Source organism: Myxococcus vastator (assembly GCF_010894475.1).
Taxonomy (GTDB): Bacteria; Myxococcota; Myxococcia; order Myxococcales; family Myxococcaceae; genus Myxococcus; species Myxococcus vastator.
The window spans coordinates 1-11,383 of sequence record NZ_JAAIYB010000272.1; the positions used below are offsets into that span (position 1 = coordinate 1).

5 protein-coding genes are annotated in these 11,383 nt (G+C 70.0%); all 5 read right to left on the reverse strand.

Going from position 1 to position 11,383, the window contains the following annotated elements; translation table 11 throughout:
* Positions 1-225: 225 nt before the first annotated feature.
* Complete coding sequence (locus G4D87_RS24100; protein ID WP_240358548.1) at positions 226-2,286, reverse strand: LamG domain-containing protein; 2,061 nt, start codon at positions 2,284-2,286, stop codon at positions 226-228.
* A gap of 4,857 nt (positions 2,287-7,143) precedes the next feature.
* Positions 7,144-7,800, reverse strand: coding sequence for a hypothetical protein (locus tag G4D87_RS24105; protein WP_240358549.1), 657 nt, complete (start codon positions 7,798-7,800; stop codon positions 7,144-7,146).
* Positions 7,801-7,884: 84 nt separating this feature from the next.
* A complete protein-coding gene (locus tag G4D87_RS24110) occupies positions 7,885-8,289 on the reverse strand; it encodes a DUF3592 domain-containing protein (protein WP_163784557.1) in 405 nt (134 codons plus the stop codon).
* Positions 8,290-8,470: 181 nt separating this feature from the next.
* Positions 8,471-9,124 carry a 16S rRNA (guanine(527)-N(7))-methyltransferase RsmG gene (rsmG, locus tag G4D87_RS24115; protein WP_163784558.1) on the reverse strand — a complete coding sequence of 218 codons (654 nt, stop codon included), beginning with the start codon at positions 9,122-9,124 and terminating at the stop codon, positions 8,471-8,473.
* A 98-nt stretch (positions 9,125-9,222) separates the two neighbouring features.
* Positions 9,223-11,070 (reverse strand): tRNA uridine-5-carboxymethylaminomethyl(34) synthesis enzyme MnmG, encoded by a 1,848-nt coding sequence (gene mnmG, locus G4D87_RS24120; protein ID WP_163784559.1) that lies wholly within the window; start codon positions 11,068-11,070, stop codon positions 9,223-9,225.
* Positions 11,071-11,383: the final 313 nt, after the last annotated feature.

Here is an 11,383-nt window from a genome sequence, read left to right on the forward strand (position 1 = left end):
GGGGGAATGGGCTCGGCACGACCGGCGGGAGTCTCCACGGACCCTTATGCCAGTTTTCAGGGGGTCGGCGGCGAGGGACTTCGCGCGGAGCCGGCGTGGCTCCGCGGTGTCCTCGTGCGACACCCAGGCGGCACAGACAGGAGCGCCGCGTGGGCGCGCCGTTCACCGCGCCCGGGGCTCCCAGGTGAGCAGGGAGCCCCGGGACGCGGAGCTGCGGTACGGACCTCAGCAGCCGGCGGGCTTGTGGTCGAGCACGTAGAGGAAGAGCGCGAAGTTGGCCACGAGCTGGAGCATCACGATGGCCACGTAGGCGCCGCCCGTCGCCCACAGCGCGGCGACCTGCAGCATGAGCATGGCGCAGTTGGCGGCGATGGTGAACCAGCTCCCCGTCAGCACGGCGCCGAAGATCTTCCCCAGGGTCCCCGCCGTGTAGAACGCCTTGATGATTCGGATGATGCTGTCGGCGTCCCTGACGGAGCTCTCCGCCACGCTCTTCACCGTGTTGAGCAACACGGTGCTCTCCGTGACGGCCTTCTGGATGGGGGAGATGAGCTTCGCCCCCGCGAAGCCCACGCCGAACGCCGACAGCAGCATCGAGAAGCCGGTCGCCGCGACGGAGACAATCCACCCGACGCACTCGGTGTTGACGCTCAGCTCCATCCGGCCGGCCTCCACCTTGCCCCGCGCGGTGTGGTGGTAATAGACGAAGTGGTTTCCTTCCACCTGGCCGGTGAAGGCGCCCACGGGCGCGCCGCCGGGGCCGCCCACCCGCGCCAGCCCCTGGTACAGGTTGTCTCGGGAGAGCGAGCGCATCCGCTCACGGGTCGACTCGGGGAGCGTGGCCAGCAGGGGCTCCAGCGAGGCGAGGACGTTCCGCGCCTGGTCCTGCGTCAGCAGCTTCTGGTCGGGGAATGCCACCGGCTCCGCGAAGAGCATCTGGGCGGAGGGCAGCGGCGGGTCGGCCTTCGCCAGCTGCTGCGTCGTGGAGGCCGAGCCCGGGGGCGGCGTGGAGGCCGACGGCGGCGTGACGACGATGCTGGGGGTGACTGTGTTCTGGAACAGCGCCGGGTAGCCGGTCACCTGGTTGCCCAGGACGGTGCCGTTCCAAGCGTAGTACGCCACGCAGCCGTCGACGTCGCTGGGGTCCCGCGACATGTACTGCTGCACCTCGCTGGCGCTGAGCGCGCGGGACCAGAGCCCCGCCGCCTGGACATGACCTTGGAAGTCGTAGGCGGCCCCGCCGGCGACATTGGACTTGGGTTGGGCGCCGAAGAGCCAGACGGGCTGCGACAGCGTGGGCTGGACGACGCCAGGGATGTTCAGGCTGACCTCGCCGTCCAGATAGATGGTCAGCGCACTGCCGTCATAGCTGGCCGCCAGGTGGTGCCACTCGCCGGGAGGCAACTGCGACGTGTGTCCCCAGCCCCGCCAGCTGCCGTCCGCGACGTATCCGGTGGTGTGGACGTTGTACCCGGTGCCGTCCCACTGCATGCCCAGCGTGAAGCCCTTGTTGCTGACGCTGTCCAGGCACGCGAACAGGGTGTGCGTTTCGGACTGGAACGGAGACGGCGCGTCGAGGTGGAACCACGCCTGCACACTGAAGGGGCCGCCGTCCGCCGACATCGTGAGGTTGTCGCGGGGCGAGGGCTGCACCGCCCCGTTCACCAGCCGCAGCGACGGCGCCAGCATCACCACCTGCGCGCCGTGCTCCAGGCTCGCCTGGCCCAGGTTGTGGCCGGAGACATCCGTGCTGGAGCCGTCGCTGAAGCTGTAACAGGCGGCGAGCGTCGGGTCCGGCTGTGGGACGTCCCACACCGGCTTGAGCGCGTCTCCCGACCGCGCGGCGGACCAGAAGGCGACGTTGTAGAACTGCGCGTCGCAGGACGTGCCCAGCACGAACGGTGACGTGCTGCCGGTGATGTTGGACTGGCTTCCTTCGATGAGGGTCGTGCCGTCCACGTACACCGTGTAGTTGCCAGCGCGGGTGCCGGTCGACTCGAAGTTGATGAGGACGTACTGCCACTCGTCGGGCCGCAGTTCGATTTCCGAGACCTGATGCGGCGACATGCCCGGGAGGCAGAACGTCAGCTTCAGGCCGTGCAGGCCCAGGGACCAGCTCGAGCCGGACTCCAGCAGCTTGCCGTCATAGGCTGGCGCGCGCGGGCGCAGCCAGAAGCCGATGGCGTAGGACGCGGTGCCACTCAGGTCGAGCGGGCAGCTCCCCCCGAGCTGGATGGACTGGCCGTAGCGAACGTCGGCCGCGCCGTATTGATACATGGGTCTCATGTTGTTGACTCCTGGGTGAAAGGGAGGCCCGCGCCCGCCGGAGGTGGCGGGCGCCGGGACCGCTTCCGCGCAAGAGCAAGGGGTGCGCCATGGCGTACGCGCGCGCGTTCCCCCGGAGTCGCGCGGCGTGAGCGCGCCGAATGCGTCCCGGCAACACGCACCTGAGTCGGGCCGGGACGCACGCTCGGACGGACCGCGCCGTGATGAGACGCGTCGTGTCCCTGCCCTGTCGCGAGCTTCGCCGCGTGCGCGGCGCACGCGCCTGGGCTTCAGGTCGATGGGGCGCTTGAGCAGGCGGCCCACCCCGGTGTTTCTTCACCTGCGCCGGATCCGCATGGAAGGTGCGCGACACCCCATGCAGGTGCGGAGAACGGGGACGCGCAATTGGGGGCAGCGGCTCGGCAGCACCTGCGCCCCATGAACGGGCGCCTCACCGCGCGGCGCATGCTGGCACGGCGCGCCGTCGGACCGGCGATGCGGTCGTGAGCGCCGCCGCGCCTCAAACCGGCCCACGCCACGGACGGGCCGCTGGGCGGACGCATGCGGAGCACCGATGCACCGCGAAGCTCGCCACGCGTTCCACGTGGAACTGGCGCTGCGTGCTGGATGAGCAGCGGCCTCCCCTTCATGACCGCGCCCGATGAGCGCATGGCGGAGCACGCACCCGTGACTGCGGCGTGAGCGCCGCGCGACATGGACGCGAAGCAGGAGTCGGCGGACGCTTCTGCGGCGAGTACGAGCCTGCGCCCTCCCCCATCGCCTTCTACGAGGGGCAACGCCTGAGCGGCCCGCGGAGGAGCGTTCACCTCCACTTCGTGGAGTCGCATGCCTCACCTCTTCAGGCGCACGAACTCACGCTGAGCACTCCGCTGACGCGAAACGATGCGGCGCCCAGGAGGCATCCACCTTCATCAATGCCCCCGCCAAGCACGCATGCGGTGCGGCGGCTCCAACCACCGCGACGCGCCACCCCGGGCGAGGTCTCTTCCTTCCCTGTAAGCACCAGCCCCGCGAAGCACGCATGCGGTGCGGCGGCTCCAGCCACCGCGACGTGCCACGCCGGCGAGGTCTCTTCCTTCCCTGTAGGCACCAGCCCCGCGAAGCACGCATGCGGTGCGGCGACTCCAGCCACCGCGACGTGCCACGCCGGCGAGGTCTCTTCCTTCCCTGTAAGCACCAGCTCCGCGACGCGCGCTTGCGGCACGGCGGCTCCTGCCACCGCGACCCGCCACGAAGCGCCGCTGCTCCGTTCCACGTGGAACGAGTGTTCGCGAACTCGCCGCGGCGGTCCCTGATGAAGCCGAGTTCGCGCTCCACGTGGACAGGCATCCGCGAACTCGCGGACACGCCGCGGCGGCCCACCTGATGAAGCAGAGTCCGTGTTCCACGTGGAACTGGCGAGGCGCCGCGAACACGCATCAGCGCGGGCACCGTGCTCGCGTTCCACGTGGAACTGGCGAGGCGCTGCGGACACGCATCAGCGCGGGCACCGTGCTCGCGTTCCACGTGGAACTGGCGAGGCGCTGCGGACACGCATCAGCGCGGGCACCGTGCTCGCGTTCCACGTGGAACAAGCGAGGGGGCGCGGACATGACCAGGGGCCCGCTCAACTGCCGCATCGGCATACCCACGCGGCGCCCGCATCCCGTGTGGACCGGTGCGCGAGCCGCTCCATCTGGAAGGTGAAGCAAGCCGATGGCCGATGCTCCCCGGCGTGGCACCGGCCCGGGGGCTTATGTGCCGCCGCGTTCCACGTGGAACAAGCCACCGGACCCGCCGCACGCCCAGGCGCCTTCATGGCGCGAGCTTTCGGGCCCAAGCTCCACGTGAGCACGTGACGAGCGCGGTCCTGAGCACGAGCACGCTCAACCGCCGTGTTGGCATGCCCATGCGCCCCCCCGTGTTCCACGTGGAACGGCTCGAAGCAGCACACGCGAGCATGCTCAACCACCCTGCAGGGCGACCTCTTGCCGTCCCCATGTTCCACGTGGAACCCAGGACACGCTCAAGCGCACCTGCTGCGCTCAACACGCCAACATCCCCATCACTCCGGCGCTCCACATGGAACAAGCCGCGAGCTGGGCACGCGTGGAAGCAGGCGCTCGCGCATCATCCTCAGGCCCGCCGCTCCATGTTCCACGTGGAACGGGCAGCGAGCGCCGCGTGTGTCCACGCCGCCTCGCGCACCGCGGCCACTCGCTCCTGACCTCGTGTTCCACGTGGAACGGAGGATGGCGTGAGCGCCTGAGCGAACAGCGCCGGTTCTCCACCATGACGTGCTCACAGGCCGGCCATGTTCCACGTGGAACGAGCACCGGCTCCGCGTGGGAACCTCCAGCACTCGCGCATCCCAGCGATGTGTCCGGATCGATGAGTCCACGCCATCTCGCTGCGCCGTGTGGAACGGACAGGCCGCTGAGCTGCGCACGCAGCAGACCCCTGCGCGTACCCATGTCTCCCGCACCACGTGCAAGGCGATGGCACCGCGCATGGGAAAGCCCCCCGCTCAACCCAGCCACGCACCAACGCCTCCTCCTGCTCCGCATGGAACCGTGGAGAGCACGCGCGACCGAGCCAACTCGTTCAAGCACGGCCACGTGCTTTCGCCGTCCTCCTGTTCCACGTGGAACCACGGAGGCCATCGCGTGCGAACGAGCCACACCTACTCAGCAAGGCCACGCACCAGCGCCTCCTTCCTGTTCCACGTGGAACCACGGAGCCCATCGCGTGCGAACGAGCCGCACCCACTCAGCGAGACCACGCACCCGCGCCTCCTTCCTGTTCCACGTGGACCCAAAGAGGTCATCGCGCACGAACGAGCCGCACCCACTCAGCAAGGCCACGCACCAGCGCCTCCTCCTGTTCCACGTGGAACCACGGAGGCCGTCGCGCACGAACGAGTCGCATCCGCTCAGCAAGGCCACGCACCCGCGCCTCCTCCTGTTCCACGTGGAACCACGGAGGCCATCGCGCGCGGACGAGTCGCACCCGCTCAGCGAGACCACACACCAGCGCCTCCTTCCTGTTCCACGTGGAACGGTGAGGGCTGCGCATGAACCCACCGTGCTCACTCAACGTGCCCACGCGCTCGCTCCTGCTTCACCAGGCACGCTGAAGGAACTCGCAACGCGCCGCCTCCGTTCCACCTGTCTCCCCGTGCGCCCCCTCCCCGTTCAACGTGAAGAAGCATGGGCCCGCGCATGAGCGCGTCGCGCCCGTTCAACGCGACCCTGCGTTCGCTCCTTCTTGCTCAACGGAGAACGACGGTGGCACCGCGCATGAGCAAGCCGCTCCGGTCGCGCGACGGCCCGCGCTTCCCACCTTCCCGTTCCACGTGGAACGGTCCGGCCCAGGAGGATGAGCACTCATCGAAGCCATGTGCTCGCGGCGCCCCACGCTCCGATTGAGTGGTGCGGGAACCCAGGTGCGCACGCGAACAGCCGACGACCTCTTCTCGAGGTGAGGCGCTCCCGGTTCCATGTGGAACGAGCGCCAGGCCGAAGACGAAGTCATCCGCTGCCGTTCACCGCGATGACCTGCGCACGCAGGCTGAGGCCGCGAACACCTGACGGCCGGCACCCACGCTCCGCCCGCCTGAAGCACTCGATGCTCTGGGCGCGGCCAGACGCGCTCTTCCACCACGACGCATGCGCATGCCGAGCGTCCCGTTCCACGTGGAACGGGGACCTGGGCCAGTCGCGTGAGCGAACGACATCCGCCCGTCACATGCAGTGCACGCCTCCGCGGCGGTCCGGTCATCACCTCCACAGCGCATCCGGGTCGGCGCGTGGGTCTCGCTCCACGCATCCATCGCGAAGCCACGCTCGACGCCCGCCTCCATCAACATGCGGTTCGTCCAGAACAAGCACGCGTCCGCTCATGCCGATGCGGCCGCTCGCGCGTCGCGACGCACAGAGCGCTTCCATGCCGAACCCGGTGGCCACCACGGTCCGCATGAGGCACTGACCGGATGAACGCCCCGCGCGAAGCCGTGCGGCCATCACGCATCACCGCTCGCATCTGCCTGAGCCAGAGGTCCCGCGAACAGCGCCGTCAGGCACCAACACGCAGCCCGACTTGGAGGGCCTCGGGAAAGCGAACCGCGGCGCCCACTGAACGCAAAGGTGACTCGCGTGCACATGACCCTCGCGAAGCCCCAAGCAGCACCGCGCACGAAGAGGCCGGACGCGAAGCTCCACCCCGGACGCTCTCGCGCCCCCAACTGAGCGCAACCGGGGAGACATCGCGCCCCAACGAGACGGCATCGCCGAGTCGGCCATGCGCTGCATCCCCATTCATCCGAATGCCTCGAAGGCTCACGGAGACGGACCGCTCCACACAGGACGGACGCGCAGCCACGTGTGAACGAACCCCGTCGAGGATGCACTTCGTGGTCACCCCATCCCGACGTGCCTCAAGCAGCCCGAGGCACCGTGTCGCGACGTTCGCTCGCGCCCGCTACGCGACGGTCCCGAGCACCGGGAGGGAGCACGGATGCAGCGTTCAGCAAGCAGCCCCACTGCCGCACGGACTCCGTGCATCCGACAGCACGAGCGTTGTGATGCCTGCCCGGAGGACGAGCGAAGCCCCTGCTCACGCAGCACTCAACCCACAGGCCGCGCCTCGACAGGGACCTCGGCAACCCGTGACGCGGCCGTGCTGGCCCATCATCCAACCGCTCGTCCTCCCGCATGCCGCAGCCACGTGCGACGCAGGTCCCCAACGATGCTCCCGAGGCGCTGTAAGCAAGGCCATGCACCGAGCACGGTGATGCAGCCTCCAACCGCTCGCCAGCCTGCATGGCTCGAGGTGCGCGCATCCCGCTCGACACGCCCACCATGCACCCGCGGAAACAGCTCAGGGACGTGGAGCCACGGGCTCCACGAAGTACGTCTGCTTGTGCCGAGGGTCCGCCTCATAGACCTCGGCGAAGGCGCGCGCCCCCTGCTCACACTGAAGCCGGGCCACCTCCGCGCGATTGCCGTACTCATCCTGGCGGATGACGGCCCAGACCTTCCACGCGGCGTCCTCATGGGCCGGCGGCCCGCGGAACTCGACGGAGTACGACTGCTTGTGCGCACGCGCTTCGAGGATGCGCGCGAAGCACGCCACATGCGCGCGCTCGGGCGACTGCGCGACGTCGTAGCGATTGCCCGTCTCATCCATGCGCGTGAGAACCCAGCCTTCAGGCTGGATGCGGACCCCCACGTCCGCTCGCCACTCCACGACCTCGTCCTTCAACCCCAGGTGGGCCAGGGCGTGGTCGACCTCCATGGGCTCGATGAACACATGGAACCGGTCGGCCTCTCGCATCGAGACGACCACCAGCTCGAGCCCACACTCACCGCGCCACCCCCAGTGCGCCTCCTGGAAGCGGCCCTCATCGCGAGTCACCACCCGGTGCGGCGGGCCCCACTGGCGCTCGAAGTCAGCGCGCGAGGCCTTCAACGTGGCAGCGTGAGCGTGACGCTCGAACAACCAAACGCGAGGACGGTCCGTCGGCAGCGGCTTCATGCGCAGAACCTTCGCCGTGAAACCTAACGAGGGCCCCGGCGCGCGCCCACCCAATCTCGCGAAGCGCGAGCCCGTCAAAGGCGCTCAGAGTCCGAAACGCCACGCCGCGAAGCTGAACATGAGCAGCAGCGCAGCCACGCCCCCCGCGCCAGCAGCGCCCAGCCACAGCTCCATGAACGCGTCGATGCGGCCGTCCTCGGGTGACTCCGCCAGGTAGAGCACGGAGACAATCTCCCCGTTCTCATACTCGGGCGGGTCACCGGCCATGCCGGTGATCCACGCCTCGTCACCGCTCGGGGTGACGAAGCGGACATGGGGTTGGTACGTCGTGATTTCGCGGTCGCGATTCGAGTGCCGACGCAGGGGCTCCGTCACCACGACCATCTTCACGGTGCCTTCGGCGCGCACGGCCTCACGCAGGAACAGCGCGGTGCGCGTCACCAGGAAGGCGGCCAGGCACGACACGAGCACACCGAGTCCGAGGAGCATCTTCCAGGGCGCTGGCATGCGAACACGGCGGGACAGAGCAAAAGACAGTCGCATGTTCGAGGCGCTCGGGGTGGTGTTCGCCCAGAAGTTTCATCCCCTCCCCGGGATGTCCAGCGAACTCACACCCGGCACGCACTCCGTCGCAGGCCCGGCATGACTCACGGGCCTGCGCTCCCCTCCCCTACTCCTTCGCGAACACCGCCACCTGGCGCTCGGCGCCGGAGAACGGCAGCCGGTACGAGCGCGCGGACACGACGCGCAGTTGCCGCTCCGCCGCGCGCGCCGCCAGCTCCGCGTCCGGCTGCGCCTTGCCGAGCATCGCCACCACGCGCCCGCCCGGCTCCACATACGCCGGCGCCAGCCCGAGCCAATCCGGCAGGTCCATGAAGGCGCGCGCAATCAGCACCTCGGCGCGCGGAATCCCCTCCGTCTCCGGCGCACCTTCCGCGCGCGCGTGCAGACCGCGCACGCCTTGCAACCCCAGGCTCGCCGCCGCGGCCTTGATGAACGCGGCCTTCTTGCCCACCGTGTCCACCAGCGTGACGCCCAGCGAGGGCAGCGCCAGCTTCAACGGCAGCCCCGGGAAGCCCGCGCCCGCGCCCAAGTCCAGCAACGTCGCCGCGCCCGTCACCTCCGGCAACACCGCGAGCGAATCCAGGAAGTGCTTCTCCAGCACCTCCTCCGGCGCCGTAATCGCCGTGAGGTTCACCTTCGCATTCCACTTGAGCAGCTCGCTCATCAACCGCTGGAGCCGCGGCCCCAGGTCCGCCGCCACCGTCACTCCCAGCGCCCGGCACCCCGCCGCGAGCTGATCCTCGAACCGCGCGTTATCCACAAGCCCTCCGCGTCAAACCTACCTACAACCCACTGGAATCATTCAGGAGACAGCCACCCGAAAAGTTTCCCACACGTTGTCCACAGCCCCTTATTTGATCAGTCCTCGGGCCGCGAGCAGACTGCGGGCGCCCCGGTTCCGCGCTTGAGCGCCACCAGCAGCAGCGACACCGCGGCGGGCGTCAGTCCCGGAATCCTGCGCGCCTGCCCCACCGTCCCGGGCCGATGCGCGGTCAGCTTCTCCACCGCCTCCGCGCTCAGCCCCCGCACCTCGTTGAAGCGGTAGCCCTCCGGAATCCGCCACCGGTCCGTGGACTCGGCCTCGCGCGCCGCCGCCCTCGCGGCCTGGGCCACATAGCCCTCGTACTTCACCTCGACCTCCACCTCCTCGGCGACGTCAGGTGACAGCGCCGGCCAGTCCTCGCGGCCCTCGCCCAGCTGCGCGTAGGTCAGCTCCGGCCGCCGCAGCCGCGCCGCCAGCCCGGTGCGCTTCAGCCGCGCCACCTCCTCCGTCACCGCGCGGCCTCGCGCCTCCGCCCGCTCCAGGGCCTCGCGCGGCAGCAGCCCCACCCGGTGCCCGTGACGGGCCAGCCGCAGGTCCGCGTTGCCCTCGCGCAGCTTCAGCCGGTGCTCGGAGCGGCTGGTGAACATGCGGAACGGCTCGTCCACGCCCTTGGTCACCAGGTCATCCACCAGCACCGCGCCGTGGGCCTCGTCGCGGCCCGGCAGGAGCGGCGGCTCGCCCTTCACCTGGAGCGCCGCGTTGATGCCGGCCCACAGGCCCTGGAAGGCCGCCTCCTCGTAGCCCGAGGTGCCGTTGAGCTGCCCCGCGAAGTACAGGCCGGCGATGGCCTTCGTCTCCAGCGTGGCCTTGAGCTGCGTGGGCGGCGCGTAGTCGTACTCCACCGCGTAGCCGAAGCGGACCACCTCCACCTGCTCCAGGCCTGGAATGGTGCGCAGGAAGGTGAGCTGCACGTCCGCCGGCAGGCTGGTGGACAGGCCCGCCGGGTACACCAGCGGCGACGTGGGCCCCTCCGGCTCCAGGAACACCTGGTGCTTCTCGCGCGAGGCGAAGCGCACCACCTTGTCCTCCAGCGACGGGCAGTAGCGCGGCCCCCGCCCGACGATGTCGCCCTGGTACAGCGGCGAGCGGTGCAGGTTGTCGCGCAGCACCGCGTGCGTGCGCGGCGTCGTCGCCGTGAGCGCGCACGTCACCGAGGGCTGACGGGGAAACGGCAGGCCGCCCTCCCCTTCCACCTTCGTGCGCCAGGAGAAGGGCCGCGCGCGGGTGTCCCCCGGCTGCGGCTCCAGCGCGTCCCAGTCGATGCTCGCGCGCGCCAGCCGCGCCGGCGTGCCCGTCTTGAAGCGGCCCAGGGTGAAGCCCAGCGCGCGCAGCGACTCCGACAACCCCCGCGCCGCCTCGTCCCCCAGCCGGCCGCCGACCTCCTTCTGCTCGCCCACGTGCATCAACGCCTGGAGGAAGGTGCCCGTGGTGAGCAGCACCGCGGAGGCCGCCACCTGCGCGCCGTCCTTCAGCACCACGCCCTCGATGCGGCCACCCCCGACCACCAGCGCGGCGACCTCGCCCTCGCGCACCGTGAGGTTCGGCTGCGAGAAGAGCACCGCCTGCATGCCGGCCGCGTAGGCGTCCCGGTCGCAGAGCAGGCGCGAGGCCTGCACCGCGGGCCCCTTGGAGGCATTCAGCGTCTTGAAGTGCGTGCCGGCCTGGTCGGCGGCGCGCCCCATCTCTCCGCCGAGCGCGTCCAGCTCCCGCACCAGGTGGCCCTTGGCCGTGCCACCCACCGCCGGGTTGCAGCTCATCACCGCCGAGCGCTCGCGCTTCAGCGTCAGGCCCAGCGTGGCCAATCCCATCCGCGCACAGGCGAGCGCCGCCTCACTGCCCGCATGGCCCAGCCCCACCACGATGACGTCGTACCGGAGTCCCATGTCTCACGAAGGTCGCGGGCGACGCGGGCAGGCTGACCTGCCTCGCCGCCGTTTCGCGCCTTCGTATGGCGCCCAACCCGGGCCCTTGGCAAGCAAAGGCCCCGACAGCGGCAGGGCGCCCGGTGGAGCGAGCGCCCTGCCCTGCCCTCGTTCGAGAATTTACGGAAGCGCGCGAGGCAGCCAGTGGGAGGGGATGAGGCGCTGTCTGCCTCGCGCGCACCGGCCACCCGGCGGAAGGTCGGGCCAGGCCATCAAGCCTGACCGCGCCCCCCGTCCCGGGCGGCAAAAACCAGGTCATCGCGTGGGGAGAAAG

Bases quoted from the DNA above. Each gene is read 5' to 3' on its own strand.
- G4D87_RS24100 (WP_240358548.1), bottom strand. From the start codon at position 2,286: ATGAGACCCATGTATCAATACGGCGCGGCCGACGTTCGCTACGGCCAG.
- G4D87_RS24105 (WP_240358549.1), bottom strand. From the start codon at position 7,800: ATGAAGCCGCTGCCGACGGACCGTCCTCGCGTTTGGTTGTTCGAGCGT.
- G4D87_RS24110 (WP_163784557.1), bottom strand. From the start codon at position 8,289: ATGCTCCTCGGACTCGGTGTGCTCGTGTCGTGCCTGGCCGCCTTCCTG.
- mnmG (WP_163784559.1), bottom strand. From the start codon at position 11,070: ATGGGACTCCGGTACGACGTCATCGTGGTGGGGCTGGGCCATGCGGGC.